Consider the following 22,859-nt stretch of genomic DNA (forward strand, 5'->3'; position numbering starts at 1 on the left):
TCGAGGGGGCGGCGGCTACACGAAGTGAGCCGCTGCTGGGGTGGGCTCGTTCAGGCCGCCGCGAGCCAGTAGCCCGCGTTGAAGGGGCTGCTCATGCGCAATGCGAGCGGCGAGACGTCGACCAGTTTGTCGGTCGGCATCTTCTCGCCTTCGGGTTCCGTGCCGGCTGCCGCATTGGCGGTGTTGCCGTTGATTTCGATGCCATCGAGTGCTGCGCCGTTCGGCTGAGCCTCGTTCGCCCGTTCTGCTTGGCTGGTGTGTGCAGAACGGGCTACAGAAAAGAATAGAAGCAGCGGAACGGGACTTTTCGGTCGCCCCAGTAGTCGGAGGCGTCGCGGAAGATGTCGAGCAGCTGCTCGCGCGCTTCCTTGTCGAACTTGGCGTTGGCCGGGATCTGCTCGAGCACGATCACGAAACCGGGCTGCGGGCCCGATTTATGCAACGGGTCGGTCATGCAGTCGTACAGCGCGTCGAAATTCTTGCCGAAATGCGCCGGAAAGGTGAACTGCTGGGCGATCAGGTCCAGAACGTCCTGCTTGGTCTGGGCATTCCCCAGATTGGCGTACAGGAAATGCTGGCCCGCGGCATTGGCGGCTTCCTGCAGGTCGTTCACGCGGAACGCACGAATCGACTGCACGATGTTCGGGCGTACGGCACGAAGGGATAAAGTCATCTCCGCTGGTCTTTCCATAGTCATCATCATTTCTTCGGGGCGCTTCGGGGCGCCGCTCAAGTCTTTGTCATCGCTCATGGTGCAATCCGTCTGAAACTCGCGTAGTGGTCTGCCGTGTACCAGCAGGCCTCGGGTGTGGTGCGCTGTTCTCCGCCGCAGACAATGCGCCGTGCACCGCGATCGCGCGAGCCGGGCGTTGCCACCGTGTACTCGCGGTAGTGACCGCGCCGCGCGGGCGGCAAAAGACGCTCGCGGTTGCCAAATACCGTGCCGTCCTTTTCGTATCGGAAGGGGCCGCCACTCAGGATGGCTTCGTAGGTTCGCTGGCCCTGAACCGGCAAGTCGGACAGTGCGATCGATTCCTGGGCGGGCTTTCCGGTGCCGAACCATCCGCGGGCCTCGGCCCCCGTCGCCAACGCCGCCAGCATCAAGCCGGTGAGCGCAAACTTAGTGATAGAGGACGTGATCGAGGCGTAAGCCGCCATGGGGCACCACAAGAAAAGAGCGGGGTTCCGAATTGGCAGCCAACCCTGGGGTTAACCCGCAAATTCAAGCCCGCGAGTGTGCACCACGCTGGCGAAAATAGCAAGCGACTGCCCAAAGTTTGAGCAGTCGCCAGGGGATGGAGTGGCGCTTTAAGTTGGCGGCCACTCTCGCCAAATGGCTTATCGCTCTGCGTTTGCGTCAGCCACTGTCAAGGCTGTCATGTTCACGATGCGCCGAACTGTTGCGCTGGCCGTGAGAATATGCACAGGTTTGGCGGCGCCGAGCAGCACCGGGCCGATCGCGATGTTGCCACCGGCCGCGGTCTTGAGCAGGTTGTAGGAAATATTGGCCGCGTCGATGTTCGGGAAAACCAGCAGATTGGCGTCGCCCGCCAGCGCGCTGTGCGGCATGACGACCGCGCGCTGCTTGCTGTCGAGCGCCACGTCGCCGTGCATTTCGCCGTCCACCTCGAGCCAGGGCGCCTGCACGCGCAGCAGGTCGAGCGTCTTGCGCATCTTGATGGCGCTGGGCTCGTTGCTGGTGCCGAAGTTGGAATGCGACAGCAGCGCGGCCTTGGGCTTGAGGCCGAAACGCATCATCTCCTCGGCCGCCATGGTCGTGATCTCGGCCAGTTCCTCGGGCGAGGGATCGTAGTTGACGTGGGTGTCGACCAGGAACACCTGGCGGTCGGGCAGCAGCAGGCCGTTCATGCAGGCGTACACCGGCACGTCCTGCGGCGTGCTTTCGCAGCCGCCGGGGCGCTTGCCGATCACCTGGTCGATGTAGTGCAGGTGGATCAGCGTGGTGCCCCAGGTGCCGCAGATCATGCCGTCGACCTCGTCCTTGTGCAGCAGCATGGCGCCGATCAGCGTCAGGCGGCGGCGCATCTCGATCTTGGCGGTCTGCACCGTCTGGCCCTTGCGCTCCGTCATGCGGTGGTAGGTCTGCCAGAAGTCGCGGTAGCGGTGGTCCTGCTCGACGTTGACGATGTCGTAGTCGAGTTCTTCCTTCAGCCGCAGGCCGAACTTCTCGATGCGCTGCGCGATGATGGCCGGGCGGCCGATCAGCGTGGGGCGCGCAATGCCCTCGTCGACCACGATCTGGGCGGCGCGCAGCACGCGCTCTTCCTCGCCCTCGCAGTACGCCACGCGCTTCTTCTGCGCCCGCTTGGCGGCGTCGAAGATCGGCTTCATCGTGGTGCCCGAGGCGTAGACGAAGCTCTGCAGCCGGTCGCGGTAGGCGTCCATGTCCTTGATCGGGCGCGAAGCCACGCCGCTTTCCTCGGCGGCCTTGGCCACCGCCGGCGCGATCTTCATCATGAGACGCGGATCGAAGGGCTTAGGGATCAGGTATTCGGGGCCGAAAGTCAGCTTTTCGCCGACGTAGGCGGCGGCGACGCGCTCGCTCTGCTCGGCCTGGGCGAGATCGGCAATGGCACGCACCGCGGCAATTTCCATCTCGTCGGTGATCGTGGTGGCGCCCGAATCGAGCGCGCCGCGGAAGATGTACGGGAAGCACAGGACGTTGTTGACCTGGTTCGGGTAGTCGGTGCGTCCGGTGGCCATGATCACGTCGGGGCGCACCGCATGGGCGTCCTCGGGCGAGATTTCCGGGTTCGGGTTGGCCAGCGCAAAGATCACCGGGCGCGGCGCCATCCGGGCCACCATGGCGGGCTTGAGCACGCCGCCGGCCGACAGGCCCAGGAACACGTCGGCGCCCTCGATCACCTCGGCCAGCGTGCGGGCCGTGGTTTTCTGCATGTACTGGCGCTTGTCGTCGTCCATGAGCTCTTCGCGGCCTTCATAGACCACGCCGGCCAGGTCGGTCACGAACACGTTCTCGCGCTTCAGGCCCACCTTGAGCAGCAGGTTCAGGCAGGCCAGCGCCGCGGCGCCCGCGCCCGAGGTGACCAGCTTGACCTCGCTGATGTCCTTGCCAGCCACCTTGAGGCCGTTGAGCATGGCCGCGGCCACGGTAATGGCCGTGCCGTGCTGGTCGTCGTGGAACACGGGAATCTTCATGCGCTTGCGCAGCTCGCGCTCGACGTAGAAGCAGTCGGGGGCCTTGATGTCCTCCAGGTTGATGGCGCCGAAGGTGGGCTCCAGCGAGGCGATGATCTCGACCAGCTTGGCCGGGTCCTTCTCGTCGATCTCGATGTCGAACACGTCGACGCCGGCAAACTTCTTGAAGAGAACGCCCTTGCCTTCCATCACCGGCTTGGATGCCAGCGCGCCGATGTCGCCCAGCCCGAGCACCGCGGTGCCGTTGGTGATCACCGCCACCAGGTTGCCGCGGGCCGTGTACTTGAAGGCGTTGGCCGGGTCCTTGACGATTTCCTCGCAGGGCGCGGCCACGCCGGGCGAATAGGCCAGCGACAGGTCGCGCTGGTTGACCATCTGCTTGGTGGCGGCAATGGCAATCTTGCCCGGCACCGGAAGCTCGTGGTACTCGAGGGCGGCGCGCCGCAATTCGGCGCGCTTGTCTTCGGGCGTGGGGGTCGATGAGATCGTCGAATCGGACATGGGCCGTTGCTCCTGGTGGCGCTTCTTCTGGGGGCGCCGATTGTAGACCTCGGCCCATGACGCCATAGGCCGCATGGCGGAGATCGGCCATGTCAAAAGCACGAAGACCCGTCAAGACGATGTGGCAATATGCGCAGTCCGGAAAAAAATCGACGAGGAGCGGCCATGGCCCTGATGGATTTCATCAAGAAACAGTTCATCGACATCATCCAGTGGACCGAGACTGGCGACGGCACGCTGGCCTGGCGCTTCCCGATGGCGGAAATGGAAATCCAGAACGGCGCCTCGCTCACCGTGCGCGAGTCGCAGGTGGCGGTGTTCGTCAACGAAGGCCAGGTGGCCGACGTGTTCGGCCCCGGCATGTACAAGCTCACGACGCAGACGCTGCCCGTGCTCACGTACCTGAAGAACTGGGACAAGCTGTTCGAATCCCCATTCAAGAGCGACGTCTACTTCTTCAGCACGCGCCAGCAGGTCGACCAGAAGTGGGGCACGCCGCAGCCCATCACCATCCGCGACAAGGATTTTGGCGCCGTGCGCCTGCGTGCCTTCGGCAACTACAGCTTCCGCATCGGCGATGCCAAGCTGTTCCACACCGAGATCTCGGGTACGCGCGACGTCTACGGCGTGGCCGACCTCGACGGCCAGTTGCGCGGGCTGGTGCTGCAGAACATCAGCAATGCCATCGCCTCCAGCGGCGTGCCGTTTCTGGACCTTGCCGCCAACCAGATCCAGTTTGCCCAGGCGCTGGCCGCGCAGCTGGTGCCCGAGTTCGAGAAGATCGGCATCAAGCTCGAGAACATCACGGTCCAGAACGTCTCGCTGCCCGAAGAGCTGCAGAAGATCCTCGACCAGAAGATCGGCATGGGCATGGTCGGCAACGACATGGGCAAGTTCATGCAGTACCAGACCGCGCAGGCCATCCCCAAGTTCGCCGAAGGCGCAGGCGGCGGCAGCGGCATCGCGGGCGATGCCATGGGCCTGGGCGCCGGCGTGGCACTGGGCCAGGTGCTGGCGCAGAACCTCGCGCAGGGCCTGAGCCCGAGCGCGGCAGCGCAGGCCGCGGCGACCCAGCAGCAGCCGGCCGTGGCCGTGGTGAGCCCGGCCGACGTGATGACCACGCTCGAGAAGCTCGGCGAGCTCAAGACCAAGGGCATCCTCACGCAGGAAGAGTTCGACGCCAAGAAGGCGGAACTGCTCAAGAAGTTGGTTTAACCCCCAGGCTTCGCGCACTTCGTGTCGCTACTCCCTCCCCCTTGCAGGGGGCAATGCCTGTGGCCCGGCGTAGCCGGTTCCACGGCATTTCCCGCAACTGCATCCGCTGCCGTTTGCCATGGCTGAAGAAGGCGGCGCCCAGCGCGCCTACCGTGCGCCCTGCCCTGGCTGCGGCGCACCGGTCGAATTCAGGTCCGCACAATCGGCCTTCGCCGTTTGCCCGTACTGCCAGAGCACCGTCGTGCGCCAGGGCGAGACGCTCGCGCGCATCGGCAAGATGGCCGAGCTGTTCGACGACTTCAGCCCGCTCCAGCTGTTTGCCGCGGGCCGCATCCAGAACCAGCCGTTCACCATCGTCGGGCGGCTGCAATACAGCAACCCGGGCGGGCGCTGGACCGAGTGGATCGCCGCGCTCGACGGCGACCGCACCGGCATCCTGAGCGAGGACAACGGCGCCTATGTCTTCGCGCTGCCCTTCGAGCTGCAGCGCGCTGCGCCGCCGCCCATGGATCTGCGCGTGGGCGCCACCAGCGCATTCAACGGCCAGAGCTACACCGTTTCGTCGAACGAACAGGTGGCGCTGCTGTCCGCGCAGGGCGAACTGCCGCACCTGCCCGAGCTGGGCCGCCCGTTCCCCATGGTCGAGCTGCGCAGCGACAAGGGGCTGGTGCTCAGCATCGACTACGGCACCGAGCCGCCCGGCGCCTACCTGGGCCGCTCGGTCCAGCTGGAGGACCTGCAGCTCACCGGCCTGCGCGACGAATCCGCCAAGGACGAAAAGGGCCGCGCCTTCAACTGCCCCAACTGCGGCGCGCCCGTCACGGTCAACCTGGCCGACAGCAAGAGCATCACCTGCGGTTCGTGCGACAGCATCATCGACCTGTCGCAGGGCATCGGCGGCGAGCTGAAGCACGCGGAGCAGAACGAACCGGTCCGTCCGCTCATCGCCATCGGCAGCATGGGCCAGCTGCAGGGTGCGCAATGGCAGGTGGTGGGCTTCCAGCACCGCATGGGCGTGGAGCCCGGCGACGACGAGCACTTCGGCTGGAACGAATACCTGCTGTACAACAAGAAGCGCGGCTTCAGCTTCCTGGTCGATGCCGAGGACGGCTGGAGCATGGTCAAGCCGACCACCGGCGCACCGGTGATGGCCGAGAACGGCAGCAGCGCCAGCTACCTGGGCAAGCGCTACACGCAGCAATACGCCTACAACGCCGAAACCACCTACGTGGCGGGCGAGTTCTACTGGCAGGTGGAGCGCGGGCAGAAAACCTTCAACCGCGATTTCGCCAACGGCAGCGCGCTGCTCTCGATGGAGCGCTCGGCCAACGAGCTGACCTGGTCCTCGGGCAGCAAGCTCGACAGCGGCCTGGTGTCCGCCGCTTTCAAGCTCGACGACAAGAAGGACATGTTCGTGCGCGGCGATGCGCTGCCGGTCAGCGCCGCATCGGGCCTGGGCTGCGGCACCATCATCCTCATCGTGATCTTCATCATCGTGCTGCTGGTCATCCTGAGCACCTGCAGCGGTGGATCGTCCGGCGGGTCGCGCGGCTACGGCGGCTCGTATGGCGGCTATTCGAGCGGCGGCGGCCACAAATGAGGAACGACAGGGCAGGTTCGCGTTGATGTCACTTACTACTACTGCTACTACGACTGGAGGTCCCCATGGGATTTGAATGGCTGAAACCGGGCGTGGTCCTCGGATCGCTCGTGTATGCGCTGCTTGGCGTGCTGATCTTCTGGCTCTGCTTCCTGATCATCGACAAGGTCACGCCCTATGACCTCTGGGGCGAGATCGTCGAGAAGCAGAACGTGGCGCTGGGCCTGGTCGTGGCCGCCATGAGCCTGGGCATCTGCGTCATCGTCGCCGCAGCCATCCATTGAGCGGGGAGGCGGCCGTGTCCGCGCATTCCGCCGATGCGCGCGGGCCGCAGCCGGTCGAGATCGCGCTGCTCGCCAGCGTGTTCGTGGTCGCGGCCTGCGGCCTGGTCTACGAGCTGACCGCGGCCGCGCTGAGCTCCTACCTGCTCGGCGATTCGGTGCTGCAGTTCAGCACCATCATCGGCACCTACCTGTTCGCGATGGGCGTGGGCTCGTGGCTCTCGCGCTTCTTCGAGCGTCAGCTGCCGGCGCACTTTTTGCGCATCGAGCTGCTCGTGGCGCTGGTCGGCGGCGCGCTGCCGGCCATTCTTTTCCTCGCGAATGCCTATGTGCCCGGCGCGTTCCGCCTGCTGCTCTACGGGCTCGTGGTGGTGGTCGGCACGCTGGTGGGGCTCGAGATCCCGCTGGTGATGCGCATCCTCAAGCGCAATATCCAGCTCAAGAACCTGGTGTCGCAGGTGCTCACCTTCGACTATCTCGGCGCGCTGGCGGTGTCGGTGGCCTTTCCGCTCATCCTGGTGCCGCAGCTCGGCATGATCCGCACCGGCCTGCTGTTCGGCATCATGAATGCGGCGGTGGCCGTGTGGGCGCTGTGGCTGTTCCGGCATGAGCTGCGCCGCATCGGCGCGCACGCGCTGGCCTGCTTCCTCGCGCTGGCCGCGCTGATCGGCGCCTTCGCCGGGGCCGGTCACATCACCACGCTGGCCGAAGACAGGTTCTACCAGGACCGCATCGTGTTCAGCGCCACCTCGCCCTACCAGCGCATCGTGGTCACGCGCGGGCAGCTCGGGCATCGGCTGTTCCTGAACGGCAACCTGCAGTTCGCCGAGCGCGACGAGTACCGCTACCACGAGGCGCTCGTTCACCCGGTGATGGCCGCGCAGGGCGCACCGAAGAAAGTCGCGGTGCTCGGCGGCGGCGACGGCATGGCGGTGCGCGAGATCCTCAAATACCCCTCGGTCGAATCGGTCACGCTGGTGGAGCTCGATCCGAACATGACCCAGCTCTTCACCGGGCACGAAACGCTGGCGGCGCTCAACGGCCATGCGCTCTCGTCGCCGAAGGTGAAGATCGTCAATACCGATGCGTTCCAGTGGCTGCAGGAGGCCGGGGACTTTTTCGATGTGATCGTGGTCGACTTCCCCGATCCCACCAACTTCGCGATCGGCAAGCTCTACACCAACAGCTTCTATGCGCTGCTCGAAAAGCGCCTTTCGGCGAGCGGCTACGCGGTGGTCCAGACCACCTCGCCGCTGGTCGCGCGCAAGAGCTACTGGACCGTGGCGGCGACCATCGAATCGGTCGGCCTGCGCGCGACGCCCTACCACGCGCATGTGCCGAGCTTCGGCGAATGGGGCTACATCATCGCGAGCCGGCGGCCGTACCGGCTGCCCGATGCGCTGCCTTCGGGCCTGCGTTTTCTCTCGCGTTCCACCTTGCCGCTGATGTTCGACTTTCCGCTCGACATGGCGCGCGTGCCGGCCGAAGTGAACCGGCTGTCGAACCAGACCCTTGTCACCACCTATGAGCAGGAGTGGGGCAAGGTGATCACGACCCACTAGGGACGGGCGGCATGCAGCGGCGCGATTTCCTCGGCGTGGCCGGTGCGGCGGGCGCCCTTGCGCTCGCGGGCTGCGAGGCCCCGCCGCCGCCCATTGACGGCGGCTTCACCGGCATCGATGTGGCGCGCGGCCATGCGCTGCGCGACGGCGCACTCAAGAGCTCGTCTCCGGCGGCCGTCAAGCGCACGCGCGTGGTGATTGCCGGTGGCGGTGTCGCAGGTCTCGCCGCCGCGCGCGCACTGCGGCTCGCGGGCATCGAGGACTTCGTGCTGCTTGAACTCGAGGACGCGGCGGGCGGCAATGCGCGCGGCGGCATGGTGAGCGGCATTGCCTGTCCGCTTGGCGCGCATTACCTGCCGACGCCCGGCGACGATGCGCGCGAAGTGCAGGACCTGCTCGAGGAACTCGGCCTGCGCCGGCGCGTGGCGGGCCGCTGGGAATACGACGAGCGCCACCTTTGCCACAGCCCGCAGGAGCGGCTGTTCTTCCAGGGCGAGTGGCAGGACGGCCTGCTGCCCGTGCACGGCGTGGGCCCCGAGACGCACGCGCAATACCGCAAGTTCGCGCAGCGCATCGACGCATTGCAGCACGCTGCGCATTTCGCCATTCCCGCGCAGCGGGCCGCGGTCACGCCCGAGCTGCTCGCGCTCGACGCCCTCCCCTTCGCGAACTGGCTCGACGGCGAGGGCTTCGGCGATGCGCAACTGCGCTGGTATCTCGACTACTGCTGCCGCGACGATTACGGCGCGGGCATCGAACAGGTCTCGGCCTGGGCCGGCATCCACTACTTCGCGAGCCGGCACGGATTTCACGCGCCGGGTTCATCGAGCAGCGGCGCCGATCCGAACACCGAACGCGACGGCGTGCTGACCTGGCCAGAGGGCAACGGCTGGCTCACGAAGCGGCTGACCGAGCCGTTGGGCGATCGCCTGCATACGGGCCAGGCCGTCACGCGCATCGCCGGGCTTCGCGGCGGCGTCGAGGTCGATGCGTGGGACGTGGGGACGAAATCCCTGGTGCGCTGGCAGGCCGAGCGCTGCATCGTCGCGCTGCCGGTGTTCGTTGCCGCGCGCGTGGTCGAAAACGCGCCGGAGGTATTGAAGAACGCCGCCGCGCACCTGCGCTATGCCCCCTGGCTCGTGGCCAACGTGCACCTGCGCGGACCGCTTGCGGACCGCCCAGGCGCCGCGCCGAGCTGGGACAACGTGATCTACGGCACGCGCGGCCTCGGCTACGTCGATGCGCGCCATCAGGCGCTCGACCCCACGCCGCGCGGCACCGTGCTGAGCTGGTACCGCCCGCTCGGCCCGAGCCGCCACGACGGCGCCGATGGCCGCCGCCTGCTGCTCGACCGCCCCTGGACCGGCTGGCGCGACGACCTGCTCGCCGAGCTCTCGGTGCCGCACCCCGACCTGCCTTCGCTTGCCACGCGCGTCGAGATCATGCGCTATGGCCATGCAATGGCCATTCCCCGGCCCGGCCTGCTCGCGCAGCTCGGCGCGCACCGCACGGCACCGGACCCGGCGCACCGCGGCAGCGTCGTCGCGGGCCGGCTTTCGTTCGCCCATGCCGACTGGTCGGGCTACTCGATCTTCGAGGAGGCGTTCACGCGCGGTCACGTCGCGGGCGCGGCGCTGGCCTGAAGGCGCAGGTGCCTTCATGTCATGGCCGCGTCACGCGTGGCCGGCATGGTCTCGCGTTTCGACACGGAACCCCTCTTTTCCAATGACGCGCCCTGCCTCTCTTTTCTGTTCTTCTTTCATCGCGCTGGCCACCGCGCTCGCCTGCGGCCACGCCGCCGCACAGACCGCCTTCCCCGCCACGCTCGCGGGCCACGCCGTGCTGCCTGCACAGAGCTTCGTCGCTGCGCCCAAGGATGCATCCCCCGACCTGCAGGCCAGCGGCAAGTTCACCTCGGGCAAGCGCGTGGAGGCACTGGGCACCATCGAAGGCCTCTCCGGCGGACGCGGCACCGGTGTCTCGGTGCCCTTCAAGGGCCAGCCGCTGCAGGGCCACTCGGGCATCAAGAAGATGGACGATGGCTCGTTCTGGATCCTCACCGACAACGGCGCCGGCGCCAAGGCCAACTCGCCCGACTTCATGCTCTACCTGAACCACTACAAGGTGGACTTCAAGAGCGGAAAGTTCAATCGCCTGAACACCATCTTCCTGCACGACCCCGACAAGAAGGTGCCCTTCCGCATCGTCCATGAAGGCACCAGGCAGCGCTACCTGACCGGCTCCGAATTCGACCCCGAGAGCTTCCAGTTTGCCGGCGGCGCGTTGTGGATCGGCGAGGAGTTCGGCCCGTTCCTGATCAAGGCGGACCGGAAGGGCAAGGTGCTCGCGGTGTTCGACACGCAGGTCGACGGAAAGGCCGTGCGCTCGCCCGACCATCCGGCGGTCACGACGCCGGGCGCACCGGGCGGCACGGTCGATTTCCAGGTCAAGCGCTCCAAGGGCTTCGAAGGCATGGCGGCATCGAAGGACGGCAGCAAGCTCTACGCGCTGCTCGAAGGCCCGGTGTGGAACGCCGAGGCGAAGGACTACGAGAAGCTGGACGGCAAGGAAGCACTGCGCGTGCTGGAGTTCGACGTGGCGTCTGAAAAATGGACGGGCCGTCATTGGAAGTACCCGCTCGAAGCCAACGGCCACGCCATCGGCGACTTCAACATGATCGACGCGACCACCGGGTTGATCATCGAGCGCGACAACGGCGAGGGCACCAGCGACAAGGCCTGCCCCGAGGGCCAGAAGCGCAGCGACTGCTTCCACGACATCGCGAAGTTCAAGCGCGTCTACAAGATCGAGCTGAGCGACGCCAACGTGGGCGGCGCCGTGCGCAAGATCGGCTACATCGACCTGCTGAACATCGCCGACCCGGCCAGGCTCGCGCGCAAGCCGCTGAACGACGGCGTGCTCAAGTTCCCGTTCTTCACGATCGAGAACGTCGACGTCGTCGATGCCACGCACATCGTGGTGGGCAACGACAACAACCTGCCGTTCTCCAGCAGCCGCGAGCCCAACAAGGCGGACGACAACGAGCTGGTGCTGCTGGAAGCCGGGGCGCTGCTGCAGGCCAGGTAGGTAGCGCCGGCGCGAGCCGTCGGCACAAGCGCGTCCTCATAATTCGCGCATGTCCCCCGAACTGCTCCCCGCGATCGCCGCCTTCGCACGCGTTGCGCACCACGCCAGCTTCACGCGGGCCGCGCAAGAGCTGGGCGTATCGCCCTCGGCCCTGTCGCAGACCGTGCGCACGCTCGAGGGGCGGCTGGGCGTGCGCCTGCTCGACCGCACCACGCGGCGCGTCGGCGTGACCGAACTGGGCCAGCAGTTGCTCAAGGGCGCGCAGCCGGCGCTGGCCGCGCTCGCGCAGGCGGTCGAAGGCCTCGACGAGGCGCGCGACAAGCCGGCCGGGCTGCTGCGCCTGAATGTCGCGCGCGTGTCGGCCGAATTGCTGCTGAACCCGCACTTCGCGGACTTTGCCGAGGCCTATCCCGACATCACGCTGGAGCTGGTCTGCGACAACCGCATGATCGAACTGGTCGAAGGCGGCTTCGATGCCGGCATCCGGCTTGGCGAAAGCCTGGCGCAGGACGTGGTGGCCCTGCCGGTGGGTGGGCCGCAGCGCATGGTGACCCTGGCGTCGCCGCGCTACCTGGCGGGGCGCAGGCTGCCGAAGACGCCCGAGGACCTGCGCGAGCACCAGTGCCTGAACTATCGCCTGACCACCGGGGCCCTCTATCGCTGGGAATACGCGCAGGACGGCCGCGTGCTCGACGTCGAAGTGGCCGGGCCGCTGATCAGCAACGACGGCGATGTGCTGCTGGCCGCCGCGCGCGACGGCGCGGGCATCATGGTGGCCTTCGAAGGCATGGTGCGCGGCGATCTGGAAAGCGGCCGCCTGGTGCCGCTGCTCGAGCCCTGGTGGCCCACGTTTCCGGGCTTCTACCTGTACCACCCGAGCCGCGCGCAGATGCCGCGCAAGCTCAGGGTGTTCATCGACTTCCTGCAGGCGCGGCATGCGCCGCCGCCGGTGTCGCAGCGCGCCGTCAAGCTCGCATCAGTGCCTCGATCTCGTCCGCCTTCACCGGCACGCCGCGCGAGATGAGCTCGCAGCCCGTGGCCGTGACGATCGCGTCGTCCTCGATGCGGATGCCGATGTTGTGGAACTGCTCGGGCACGCCCTCGGCGGGCCGCACGTAGATGCCGGGCTCCAGCGTCAGCACCATGCCCGGGTGGAGGATGCGGCTCGGCCGGTTCTTGATGACTTCGTTCGACAGCGGGTCCTTGCGCTCGCTCACCTCGCCCACCTGCGTGGGCTCCACGTAGCTGCCGCAGTCGTGCACGTCCATGCCGAGCCAGTGGCCGGTGCGGTGCATGTAGAACTGGAAGTAGGCGCGCGAGTCGATCACGTCGTCGACGCTGCCCACCTTGTTGGCATCGAGCAGGCCGAGGTCGAGCATGCCCTGCGCCAGCACCTTCACCGCCGCGTCGTGCGGATCGTTGAAGCGGTTGCCGGCCTTGGTGGCTGCGGCCGAGGCGTCCTGGCTGGCCAGCACCAGGTCGTACAGCGCGCGCTGCGGACCGCTGAACTTGCCGTTGGCTGGGAAGGTGCGCGTGATGTCGCTCGCGTAGCCGTCGAGTTCGCAGCCGGCGTCGATGAGCACCAGCTCGCCGCTTCGCACCGGCGCCGCGTCGGCGCGGTAGTGCAGCACGCAGGCGTTGGCGCCCGCCGCCACGATCGAGCCGTAAGCCGGGTACTGCGAGCCGCCCAGGCGGAACTCGTGCAGCAGTTCGGCATCGAGGTGGTACTCGCGCACGTCCTTGCCTTCACGCAGCATGCGCGCCGACAGCTGCATCGCGCGGATGTGCGCCCGGGCGCTGATCTGCGCGGCGCGCCGCATGATGTCCTGCTCGTGGGCGTCCTTCACCAGGCGCATTTCGTCGAGTGGGCCGCACAGGTCGTGCAGCTCCTCGGGGCACAGCGCGCCGTAGCGCACGCGCGCGCGCACCGATTGCAGCCAGCCGTCGACGCGTGTTTCCAGCCCCTTGTGGATCGCGAACGGGAACCACACGGTCGATTTGTTCTCGAGCAGCTTCGGCAGCCGGGCGTCGAGCTCGTCGACCGAGAAGGCCTCGTTCACGCCAAGCGCCGCGGGCGCCGCGTCGGGGCCCAGGCGATAGCCGTCCCAGATCTCGCGCTCCAGGTCCTTGGGCGCGCAGAACAGCATGCTGCGGCCGTCGCCCGCGAGCACCAGCCAGGCGTTCGGCTCGGTGAAGCCGGTCAGGTAATAGAAGTAGCTGTCGTGCCGGAACAGGAAGTCGCTGTCGCGGTTGCGCTGGCGCTCGGGCGCGGTCGGGACGATGGCGATGCCGTCCTTGCCCAGTTGCGAGGCGAGGCGCGCGCGGCGCTCGGCGTAGATCCGGTTGTCTTCTGAGGTCATCTTGGCGTGTTCAGTTGAAGAAGCCGTTCGGGCGTTCCCACGTCGGTCCAGGGACCGGTGTAGAGCTCGGCGCTCACGAGTTCATTGTCCATCGCGGCGCGCAGGATCGGGGCCAGCGGGGCTTTGTCGCCCGCCGGGTTACCGGCCGGAATGCCGCAGTAAGGCGGCGCGAAGAGCGCGGACCGGTAGAGGCCGATGGTCGAGAAGGTGTATTTCTCGGCCGCCGAATTGAGCGCCAGGCCTTCCGCGGAAAGGCCGAAGTCGCCCTTCGGGTTGTGCGCCGGGTTCGGCACCAGCCACAGGTGCGCCAGCTTGCCGCTGGCCGCGAAGCGGTCCACCGCGGCCTGCGTGAAGGCGAAATCCGGCACGAACACGTCGCCGGCGGCCACCCAGAAAATCTCGCCCAGTTGCGACAGCGTACGCACGATGCCGCCGGCCGTTTCCAGCGCTTCGCCGAAGTCACGGCCTTCGTCGGAGTATGAAATCGATAGCGCAGGATGCCCATCCAGCAAGGGGTTGGGGCCGAAGCGGCTGGAGATCTTCTCGCCGAGCCAGGCGGTGTTGACCACCAGTTCGGTGAAGCCGCCGGCGGCCAGCGCCTCCATGGGCCACTGCATCAGCGGCTTGCCGCGCACTTCGAGCAGCGGCTTGGGCGTGGTGTCGGTCAGCGGCCGCATGCGTTCGCCGCGGCCGGCCGCGAGGATCATCGCCCGCACCGCAGAAAAGGAAGACGCCACCGGCTTCAAGCCGCCACCTGGCCGCGCAGCAGTTCGTTGCGTTCGCTGTGGCGGGGCTGGAAGAGGGCCACCAGGCATTCCATCAGCGCATGCGCCTTGGCCGAATGGTCGCCGCCGAAGTTGCACACATACACGTCGAGCGTTGCGCCGCGCTGTTCGGGCCAGGTGTGGATGCACAGGTGCGATTCGGCCAGCAGCACGGTGGCCGTGACCCCGCCCGGCCCTTGCGGCGTGGCCGGAAAACCATGGACCAGCTTGCCCACCGGCTGCAACCCTGCGGCCGTTGCCGCCTTGAGGCAGACGGCGCCGAGCGCCTCCTTGTCGGTGAGCCACTGCATGGCGCATTGGCAGTCGTGGAGATCGGCGGTGAGGTGCAGCCCGTGCATGGGTGGCAACTCTAGCAGTCCGCGTGTCGCCAAAGAACATCAGTCGGGTGTTCGGCCCGTATCGGAGGGGGTTGGAGCGAGCCCGGTAAAATCGCGGGTTCCCCCCAATCCACATTCCCCGAAAGTCCACCGCCCATGGCAAACCAAGCCCTGATGGCCAACGCGATTCGCGCGCTGGCCATGGATGCCGTCCAACAAGCAAACTCCGGCCATCCGGGCGCACCGATGGGCATGGCCGACATGGCCGTCGCACTCTGGGGCGAACACCTGCGCTACAACCCCGCGAACCCGCATTGGTTCGACCGCGACCGCTTCGTGCTGTCGAACGGCCACGCCTCGATGCTGCTGTATTCGGTGCTGCACCTCACGGGCTACGACCTTCCCATCAGCGAACTCAAGAACTTCCGCCAGCTGCACAGCAAGACCGCGGGCCACCCCGAGGTCGACGTGACCCCCGGCGTGGAAACCACCACCGGCCCGCTGGGCCAGGGCATCACCAACGCCGTGGGCTTTGCGCTGGCCGAGAAGCTGCTCGCGGCCGAGTTCAACCGCAAGGACCACGCCATCGTCGACCACCACACCTACGCCTTCCTGGGCGACGGTTGCATGATGGAAGGCATCAGCCATGAAGCCTGCGCGCTGGCCGGCGCCTGGCACCTGAACAAGCTGATCGCGCTGTACGACGACAACGGCATCAGCATCGACGGCCAGGTCAAGCCCTGGTTCATCGACAACACCGAAGAACGCTTCAAGGCCTACGGCTGGAACGTGATCGGCCCGATCGACGGCAACGACGCCAAGGACGTGTCCAAGGCCATCGCCAAGGCCAAGAAGGAAGATTCGAAGCCCACCCTCATCATCTGCAAGACGCAGATCGGCAAGGGCAGCCCGAACCGCGCCAACACCGCCAAGGCCCACGGCGAGCCGCTGGGCGCCGACGAAATCGCGCTCACCCGCGCTGCGCTGAACTGGCCATACGCGGCCTTCGAAGTGCCGCAGGAGGCGTATGCCGACTGGAACCACAAGGAAGAAGGCGCCCGGGCCGAAGCGGCCTGGAACGACAGCTTCGAGGCCTACGCCAAGGCCTACCCCGGCCTGGCTGCCGAGTTCACCCGCCGCATGAAGGGCGAGCTGCCGAAGAACTTCCACCAGGTGGCGTTCGACACCGTGGTGGCCGCCCACACCAAGGGCGAAACCGTGGCCAGCCGCAAGGCCAGCCAGCTCGCGCTCGAGGCTTTCACCGCCGCACTGCCCGAAATGCTCGGCGGCAGCGCCGACCTCACGGGCTCCAACCTCACCAACACCAAGAGCACCGCCGCGCTGCGCTTCGACGCCAAGACCGGCGCCGTGGTGCAGAACGCGCCTGTCGCGACGCAGCCTGCGCAAGGCGCCGAAGACGAAGCCGCGCAGGGGGCAGCCGTCGAGCCGCCGCACGGCGAGATCGGCCGCCACATCAACTACGGCGTGCGCGAGTTCGGCATGGCGGCCATCATGAACGGCATTGCGCTGCATGGCGGCTTCATTCCCTACGGCGGCACCTTCCTGACCTTCAGCGACTACAGCCGCAACGCCATCCGCATGGCCGCGCTCATGAAGCGCCGCGTGGTGCACGTGTTCACGCACGACTCCATCGGCCTGGGCGAAGACGGCCCCACGCACCAGTCGATCGAGCACGCCGCCTCGCTGCGCCTGATTCCGAACCTCGACGTCTGGCGCCCGGGCGACACCGCCGAGACCGCCGTGGCCTGGGCCGTGGCGCTGCAGAACCAGTCGCGCCCGACCGCGCTGCTGCTGAGCCGCCAGAACATCGCCTATGCGTCCAAGGGCGAGCTCGGCGACATCAGCCGCGGCGCCTACGTGCTGTCGGAGCCCGAAGCCGTCGGCCTCAAGAGCAAGAAGACCGCGGCGGTCATCATCGCCACCGGTTCCGAGGTGCAGCTGGCGCTGGCCGCGCAGAAGCTGCTGGCCGAGAAGAAGATCGCGGTGCGCGTGGTGTCGATGCCCTCGACCACCACCTTCGACCGCCAGGACGTGGCCTACAAGAAGGCCGTGCTGCCCAAGAAGCTGCCGCGCATCGCGGTGGAAATGGGCTGCACCGGCGGCTGGTGGAAATACGGCTGCGCGGCCGTCGTGGGCATCGACAGCTATGGCGAGTCGGCACCGGCTCCGGCGCTGTTCAAGCACTTCGGCTTCACCGCCGAGAACGTTGCCGCCACGGTCGAAGCCGCCCTGCGCGGCTGAGCCCGGCGAGGCGTTTTTCCTTTCTGTCCGACCACAAGTTTTTCAACCTTAGGAGCAAATCAGATGGCTATCAAACTCGGTATCAACGGCTTCGGTCGCATCGGTCGCAACGTGCTGCGCGCAGCGGTGCAGAACTTCAAGAACGACATCGAGATCGTCGCCATCAACGACCTGCTCGAGCCCGACTACCTGGCCTACATGCTCCAGTACGACTCGGTGCACGGCCGCTTCAAGGGCGAAGTCACGGTTGAAGGCAACACGCTGATCGTCAACGGCAAGAAGATCCGCCTCACGCAGGAGCGCGACCCGTCGCAACTCAGGTGGAACGAAGTCGGCGCCGACATCGTGCTCGAGTCGACCGGCCTCTTCCTCACGAAGGAAACCTGCCAGAAGCACCTCGACGCGGGTGCAAAGAAGGTGATCATGTCGGCGCCGTCGAAGGACGACACCCCCATGTTCGTCTACGGCGTGAACGACAAGAAGTACGCCGGCGAAGCCATCGTCAGCAACGCCAGCTGCACCACCAACTGCCTGGCCCCGCTCGCCAAGGTGCTGAACGACAAGTGGGGCATCAAGCGCGGCCTGATGACCACCGTGCACGCTGCCACCGCCACGCAGAAGACCGTCGACGGCCCGAGCAACAAGGACTGGCGCGGCGGCCGCGGCATCCTGGAAAACATCATTCCCTCGAGCACCGGCGCCGCCAAGGCCGTGGGCGTGGTGATCCCCGAGCTCAACAAAAAGCTCACGGGCATGAGCTTCCGCGTGCCGACCTCCGACGTGTCGGTGGTCGACCTCACGGTGGAGCTCGAGAAGGAAGCCACCTACAAGGAGATCTGCGCCGAGATGAAGTCGCAGAGCGAAGGCGCGCTCAAGGGCGTGCTGGGCTACACCGAGGACAAGGTGGTGGCCACCGACTTCCGCGGCGACCCGCGCACCTCGATCTTCGACGCCGAAGCCGGCATTGCGCTGGACAGCACCTTCGTGAAGCTCGTGAGCTGGTACGACAACGAATGGGGCTACTCGAACAAGTGCCTGGAGATGGTGAAGGTTGTGGCCAAGTAAGCAGGGCTTCGCGGCCTCGGCAGCAAAAACGCGCCCTCGGGCGCGTTTTTTCATGGGCGAGGCACCGGTCGTATCAGCGCAGCTTCTCGTTCCTGCGGATCTCGCTGGCCAGCTGGTTCGCCACCTCGGCCGATGCACGCTTGGCGGAGAGCGCAAGGTCGTGCTTGAACTCGCTGAACTCCGCGGCACCCCTGCCGGTCGCCTTGACCCGCGTGATTTCCGCGCCGGCCGGGTCGGTCACGGTGCAGGCGATCTCGGTGGTGAACTCCGTGGGTGGCCAGGTGAGGACCGACGAGGAGCTGGAGCTGGTCGTGATCATCGGCGTGAACACATAGGCTGCCCCCGACGCCTTGACGGCACTGGCATCTGCCGCCGAGGGGATGACGACCACGTCCTGGTAGACCGCGCGCAGCGCATCGCGGATCGACTTTTCCAGGTCGCGATACGGGTAGTAGCTGATGCGGTCGCCGCCACCGCCGGGGGTGATGGCCTGCTTGCCGCGCTCGGCATCGCTCATGGCATAGGCCACCTTCTTCGGCACCAGGTAGGTGTCGACGCGCTGCGGCGGCGCCGCCTCGGTGCTGAGCGAGATGGGGTGTGCGCAACCTGCGAGCACCGCGGCGAAGGCCAGCGCCAGCGCAATGCGGACGGTTCCGGAAAAGGACATGATGGTCTTCCTTTTTTTTTCGAACGGATGGCGTCAGGAGCCGATGGCGGCGGCGAACTGCGGGTCGGTGTAGACCTTTTTCAGCAGCGCGCGAACCAGGGTCGGATAGGCCGTCTGACCGGCCGGAATGGCCACCATGCCCGCGAAGCTGGACTCGAAGCTGATGTCGGCCTTGTAGGTCTTCTTCAGCCGCTGCACGCCTTCGCGCGTGACCTCGATCTGCACTTCCATCACGCCCGTGCCGGTGGAGATGTTCCCCACGCTGACGTCGTTGGCCAGGATGCGGGCGTCGAGCCGCGTGCGCGACTTGGCATCGAAGGCGGAGACTTCCTTCAGGTCGCGCACCAGCGCTTCCTCGAGATATTTGGCAAAGGTGCCGCTGGGCGAATCCAGCCGGGTTCCGCGCAGCGAGATTCGGTTGACGGACGCATTGGGATCGGTGGGTTCGACCTTCACCACCGCGACGGTCGAAGGCTTCGAGGCCTTGAGCTGGTCAAGCGCGGCGTAGTCCGGCGCGTAGGGCGGTGCCTTGGGCGATGCGCAACCCGTCGCCAGGACGGCGAGCGCGCAGAGGACAACGCCGAGCAGGCGGTTGTTTGCCATGTTTCTTCTCCTCCAGAGTTGTTTGGAGGCGCGACAGTAACATGACGTAAACCGGCCGCGTCAGACCGGCTCGAGCACGTGGATCAGCTTGCTCTGGACCAGCTCCTTCGTCTTCGCCCCATGGGCCGCCATGTGCGGTGCCACCCCATGGGCCTGCAGATGCGCCAGCGTTTCCCATTTCTCGATCACCACGAAGGTGTCCGGCCCGAAGCTGGCCTTCGATGCCGGCACGCCCGCGGCGTCGACCGTGGCGCCGTATTCGATGCAGCCCTCCTCGGCCAGCACGGCGGCGCGGTTGGCGGCAAAGGCTTCGAGCAGGCTGGCGCGCTGGCCCGGCTTGGCGGTGATGACGGCGACGACGTGGATCATGAAAGAGGCTCCGGTGTGCTTGTGAATGAGTGGGACCGCCGAATCTAAAAGACCGGCCGCCCGGCCAGCGGTCCCGTGCGCGACCCCTATCATCGCCCGCATGTTCTTTCCCCTGCCCCGCACGGCCACCGCGCCCTTCTGCCCCTCCGAAGTCAAGGGCAGCGTGGCGGTCCCGCACGACCTGCCGTTCGGCAAGAAGCTGCTGCGCTACGCGGGCCCCGGTCTGCTGGTGTCGGTGGGCTACATGGACCCGGGCAACTGGGCGACCGACATCGAGGCCGGTTCGCGCTTCGGCTACGGCCTGCTCTTCGTGGTGCTGCTCGCGAGCCTGGCGGCCATGCTGCTGCAGACGCTGTGCGTGCGGCTCGGCCTGGTGGCGCAGAAAGACCTGGCGCGCGCCTGCCGCGAGCACTATTCGCCGCGCGCGAGCCGCTTCCTGTGGCTGGGCGCGGAGCTGGCTATCGTGGCCTGCGACCTGGCCGAGGTGCTGGGCAGCGCGCTCGCATTGCACCTGCTGTTCGGCGTGTCGATCCCGGTCGGCATCGGCATCACGGCGTTCGACACGCTGCTCGTGCTGGGGCTGCAGGGCGCGGGCTTCCGGCGCGTGGAGGCGATCGTGCTCGGGCTGGTGGGCACCATCGCGGGCTGCTTCGTGGTGGAGCTTGCGATGTCGCAGCCCAACTGGTTCGGCGTGGCGATGGGCTTCGCGCCCAGCTTCGAGCGGCTGCAGCAGCCCGGTGCGCTGTACCTTGCGATCGGCGTGGTCGGCGCCACCGTGATGCCGCACAACCTGTACCTGCATTCGTCGATCGTGCAGACCCGGCTGGTGGCCGACAGCGATGCGGCGCGGCGCGAGGCGGTGCGCTTCTGCACCTTCGACGCGGTGTTCTCGCTCTCGCTCGCGCTGCTGGTCAACGCGGCCATCATGGTGCTGGCGGCCAGCGCCTTCCACAGCACCGGCCATGTGGAAGTGACCGAGATCGACGACGCCTACCGGCTCATCGAGCCCATCGTGGGGAGCGCGGTGGCGGCCACGCTGTTCGGCATTGCGCTCCTGGCCTCGGGCCAGAGCTCGACCTTCACCGGCACCATTGCGGGCCAGATCATCATGGAAGGCTTTCTCGACCTGAAGATCCCGTGCTGGCAGCGCCGCCTGATCACGCGGGGGCTGGCGCTCGGGCCGGCGTTCCTGGGGGTCTGGTGGTTCGGCGATGGCGGTGTGGGCAAGATGCTGGTGCTGAGCCAGGTGGTGCTGAGTTTTCAGCTGCCCTTCGCGATGTGGCCGCTGATCCGCTTCACGAGCAGCCGCGCGCTGATGGGCGGCTTTGCCAACGGCACGCTGGTCAAGCTGCTGGCCTGGGGGCTGTTCGGCGTGATCAGCTCGGCCAACGTGTGGCTGGTGGCGTCGACGGTGCTCGGCGGCCTTTGAGTCGGTGAAGAGACGGAGCCTCAGCGCTCGGCCGCGTCTTTCCAGAGGTGCACCAGCGACTCGGGCGCCTCGTTCTCGGGCACCTCGAAGCTGACCGAAGAACCTGAATGGGAAGTGGCGCTTTCCACCACCACTTCCACGCGGTAGAAGCGCTGGTCGCCGCCCGGCGAACCGGGGCCGCCGCGCGGCTCCGCGTGGGGCGCGGCGCTTTGCAGCGCTTCGCCGATCTGCTGGCGCAGTTCTTCGCTGCAGTTGCCCAGCTGGTAGCTGCGCGGGCGCGACAGGCCCGGCACGTAGGCCACGCCGCCCTCGCGCGTCACGCGCACGACGGAGGCCTGGTCCAGGGGCGGAAGCTGAATCATGATGGTGTGACTCCCACGGTGTTCCATGCGGCGCCAACGGCCTTGTGCGCCGCGCTGCCGGCGCCGAAGCGCTTGGCCGCATTTTCCACGCTGAGCTGTGCGAAGGCCAGGAAATCGGCGTCCTGGCGCAGCCGCCGGTCGCACACCGTGTCGTACCAGACGCGCCCGGCCGTCTCCCATGCCGGGCCCTGGATGGCCGTGGCAGCGAGATGGAAGGCGCGGTTCGGAATGCCGGAGTTGATGTGCACGCCGCCATTGTCCTGCCGCGTGTCGACAAAGTCCTTCATGTGGGCAGGCTGCGGGTCCTTGCCCAGCACCGGGTCGTCGTAGGCCGTGCCGGGCTCGGCCATCGAGCGCAGCGCGCGCGCCTTGACCTTGTCGGTGAAGAGCCCCGCGCCCACCAGCCAGTCGGCCTGCTGCGCCGTCTGCTTCCGCAGGTGCTGCTTGACCAGCGCGCCGAACACGTCGCAGATCGACTCGTTGAGCGCGCCCGGCTGCCCCTGGTAGACCAGGCCCGACTCGTGGTCGATCACGCCGTGCGTGAGCTCGTGGCCGATGATGTCCACCGCGATCGTGAAGCGGTTCATGACCTCGCCGTCGCCGTCGCCGAACACCATCTGCCTGCCGTTCCAGAAGGCGTTGTCGTAGTCGTTGCCGTAGTGCACGCTGCCCGTGAGCGGCAGGCCCGCGCCGTCGATGGAATCGCGCTCGTAGATGTCGTGGAACAGGCGGTAGGTGGCGCCCAGGTAGTCGTAGGCCTCGTCGGCGGCGATGTCGCCGATGGCGGCCTGCCCTTCGGCGCGCACCAGCCGGCCCGGCAGGGCCATGGTGTGCTCCGCGTCGTGGATGGCGCGTGCGGGCGAGCCGCGCCGCACATAGCTGGGCGCGGGGCCTGACGACACGCCCTGCCCGGCCACCACCTCGCGCAGGCCGCGGTGCTGGCGGTCGATCATCAGCGTCTGCGCCGCCTTCGCGCTGGCATGCGCACTGGCATGTTGCGCGAGCCGGTCCAGCAGGTACGGCGGTACGAAGCTGGGCGGCGAAAGGCCTGGCGAGCGAAGCGGCATGGGCGACTCTCCTTTGCAGTTGAGGGCAACAAAAAAGACGGTATCAGAAAGCCGTAAAACCTGGATCACTCCGTTACTTCTGGTCATGAGATGGCCGCGTTCCAGGCCATACGATCGGAGCCTTCCGATCCACTTGCCGCCCCCGCC

At 67.0% G+C, this 22,859-nt stretch carries 21 protein-coding genes; 10 read left to right on the forward strand and 11 right to left on the reverse strand.

Annotated features, from left to right (window positions below):
* Positions 1-271 precede the first annotated feature (271 nt).
* The 3 genes from L1081_RS20330 to L1081_RS20340 form a co-directional block, all read right to left on the reverse strand.
* Complete coding sequence (locus L1081_RS20330) at positions 272-697, reverse strand: barstar family protein (RefSeq protein WP_086012221.1); 426 nt, start codon at positions 695-697, stop codon at positions 272-274.
* Between the two features lie 50 nt (positions 698-747).
* Positions 748-1,158, reverse strand: coding sequence for a ribonuclease domain-containing protein (locus tag L1081_RS20335; protein WP_489413800.1), 411 nt, complete (start codon positions 1,156-1,158; stop codon positions 748-750).
* A 180-nt stretch (positions 1,159-1,338) separates the two neighbouring features.
* Complete coding sequence (locus L1081_RS20340) at positions 1,339-3,681, reverse strand: NADP-dependent malic enzyme (RefSeq protein WP_319440110.1); 2,343 nt, start codon at positions 3,679-3,681, stop codon at positions 1,339-1,341.
* A 165-nt stretch (positions 3,682-3,846) separates the two neighbouring features.
* Here L1081_RS20340 and L1081_RS20345 point away from each other — a divergent pair, with 165 nt between their 5' ends.
* The 7 genes from L1081_RS20345 (at position 3,847) to L1081_RS20375 (ending at position 12,450) form a co-directional block, all read left to right on the forward strand.
* Positions 3,847-4,896 carry an SPFH domain-containing protein gene (locus tag L1081_RS20345; RefSeq protein WP_124959217.1) on the forward strand — a complete coding sequence of 350 codons (1,050 nt, stop codon included), beginning with the start codon at positions 3,847-3,849 and terminating at the stop codon, positions 4,894-4,896.
* Positions 4,897-5,014: 118 nt separating this feature from the next.
* Positions 5,015-6,496 carry a DUF4178 domain-containing protein gene (locus tag L1081_RS20350; protein ID WP_489413801.1) on the forward strand — a complete coding sequence of 494 codons (1,482 nt, stop codon included), beginning with the start codon at positions 5,015-5,017 and terminating at the stop codon, positions 6,494-6,496.
* Positions 6,497-6,561: 65 nt separating this feature from the next.
* On the forward strand, positions 6,562-6,780 hold the full coding sequence (locus tag L1081_RS20355; protein WP_124959215.1) for a DUF350 domain-containing protein: 219 nt from the start codon (positions 6,562-6,564) through the stop codon (positions 6,778-6,780).
* 14 nt (positions 6,781-6,794) lie between these two features.
* A complete protein-coding gene (locus tag L1081_RS20360) occupies positions 6,795-8,339 on the forward strand; it encodes a polyamine aminopropyltransferase (protein ID WP_489413802.1) in 1,545 nt (514 codons plus the stop codon).
* A gap of 11 nt (positions 8,340-8,350) precedes the next feature.
* On the forward strand, positions 8,351-9,982 hold the full coding sequence (locus tag L1081_RS20365; protein WP_489413803.1) for an FAD-dependent oxidoreductase: 1,632 nt from the start codon (positions 8,351-8,353) through the stop codon (positions 9,980-9,982).
* 82 nt (positions 9,983-10,064) lie between these two features.
* Positions 10,065-11,426 (forward strand): esterase-like activity of phytase family protein, encoded by a 1,362-nt coding sequence (locus L1081_RS20370; protein WP_489413804.1) that lies wholly within the window; start codon positions 10,065-10,067, stop codon positions 11,424-11,426.
* A 49-nt stretch (positions 11,427-11,475) separates the two neighbouring features.
* Entirely contained in the window at positions 11,476-12,450 is a 975-nt protein-coding gene (locus tag L1081_RS20375; RefSeq protein WP_489413805.1) for a LysR substrate-binding domain-containing protein, read from the forward strand.
* Here L1081_RS20375 and L1081_RS20380 read toward each other — a convergent pair.
* Genes L1081_RS20380 through speD form a run of 3 tightly spaced genes read right to left on the reverse strand, consistent with a single transcriptional unit; the run spans position 12,392 to position 14,909 of the window.
* A complete protein-coding gene (locus L1081_RS20380) occupies positions 12,392-13,786 on the reverse strand; it encodes an aminopeptidase P N-terminal domain-containing protein (protein ID WP_489413806.1) in 1,395 nt (464 codons plus the stop codon). The genes L1081_RS20375 and L1081_RS20380 overlap by 59 nt on opposite strands.
* Positions 13,783-14,493: a sugar phosphate nucleotidyltransferase gene (locus L1081_RS20385; RefSeq protein ID WP_489413807.1), complete on the reverse strand. Its 711-nt coding sequence runs from the start codon at positions 14,491-14,493 to the stop codon at positions 13,783-13,785. The genes L1081_RS20380 and L1081_RS20385 overlap by 4 nt, the downstream gene beginning before the upstream one ends.
* 35 nt (positions 14,494-14,528) lie before the next feature.
* Positions 14,529-14,909, reverse strand: a complete 381-nt coding sequence (gene speD / locus L1081_RS20390; protein WP_489413808.1) for an adenosylmethionine decarboxylase — start codon at positions 14,907-14,909, stop codon at positions 14,529-14,531.
* 135 nt (positions 14,910-15,044) lie between these two features.
* On the opposite strand from speD, the gene L1081_RS20395 reads away from it, so the two are divergent.
* Both L1081_RS20395 and gap read left to right on the forward strand, forming a co-directional pair.
* Positions 15,045-17,150 carry a thiamine pyrophosphate-binding protein gene (locus L1081_RS20395; RefSeq protein ID WP_489413809.1) on the forward strand — a complete coding sequence of 702 codons (2,106 nt, stop codon included), beginning with the start codon at positions 15,045-15,047 and terminating at the stop codon, positions 17,148-17,150.
* 63 nt (positions 17,151-17,213) lie between these two features.
* Positions 17,214-18,215, forward strand: coding sequence for a type I glyceraldehyde-3-phosphate dehydrogenase (gap, locus tag L1081_RS20400; protein ID WP_489413810.1), 1,002 nt, complete (start codon positions 17,214-17,216; stop codon positions 18,213-18,215).
* A gap of 73 nt (positions 18,216-18,288) precedes the next feature.
* Here gap and L1081_RS20405 read toward each other — a convergent pair whose 3' ends face one another.
* The 3 genes from L1081_RS20405 to L1081_RS20415 are packed head-to-tail and all read right to left on the reverse strand — an operon-like array spanning position 18,289 to position 19,854.
* The gene (locus L1081_RS20405) at positions 18,289-18,882 is read right to left on the reverse strand and encodes a hypothetical protein (RefSeq protein WP_489413811.1); all 594 of its coding nucleotides are present in this window, start codon (positions 18,880-18,882) and stop codon (positions 18,289-18,291) included.
* Between the two features lie 33 nt (positions 18,883-18,915).
* Positions 18,916-19,485, reverse strand: a complete 570-nt coding sequence (locus tag L1081_RS20410; protein WP_489413812.1) for a hypothetical protein — start codon at positions 19,483-19,485, stop codon at positions 18,916-18,918.
* Positions 19,486-19,545: 60 nt separating this feature from the next.
* On the reverse strand, positions 19,546-19,854 hold the full coding sequence (locus L1081_RS20415) for an antibiotic biosynthesis monooxygenase (protein ID WP_489413813.1): 309 nt from the start codon (positions 19,852-19,854) through the stop codon (positions 19,546-19,548).
* Positions 19,855-19,954: 100 nt separating this feature from the next.
* Here L1081_RS20415 and L1081_RS20420 point away from each other — a divergent pair, with 100 nt between their 5' ends.
* Complete coding sequence (locus L1081_RS20420) at positions 19,955-21,283, forward strand: Nramp family divalent metal transporter (protein ID WP_489413814.1); 1,329 nt, start codon at positions 19,955-19,957, stop codon at positions 21,281-21,283.
* A gap of 20 nt (positions 21,284-21,303) precedes the next feature.
* On the opposite strand, the gene L1081_RS20425 is transcribed toward L1081_RS20420, so the two are convergent.
* Both L1081_RS20425 and L1081_RS20430 read right to left on the reverse strand, forming a co-directional pair.
* Positions 21,304-21,645 (reverse strand): protealysin inhibitor emfourin, encoded by a 342-nt coding sequence (locus L1081_RS20425; RefSeq protein WP_319428270.1) that lies wholly within the window; start codon positions 21,643-21,645, stop codon positions 21,304-21,306.
* Positions 21,642-22,712: a M4 family metallopeptidase gene (locus tag L1081_RS20430; protein WP_489413815.1), complete on the reverse strand. Its 1,071-nt coding sequence runs from the start codon at positions 22,710-22,712 to the stop codon at positions 21,642-21,644. The genes L1081_RS20425 and L1081_RS20430 overlap by 4 nt, the downstream gene beginning before the upstream one ends.
* Between the last annotated feature and the right edge of the window lie 147 nt (positions 22,713-22,859).

The organism is Variovorax sp. MSC1_012 (assembly GCF_023667525.1).
Taxonomy (GTDB): Bacteria; Pseudomonadota; Gammaproteobacteria; order Burkholderiales; family Burkholderiaceae_C; genus Variovorax; species Variovorax beijingensis_B.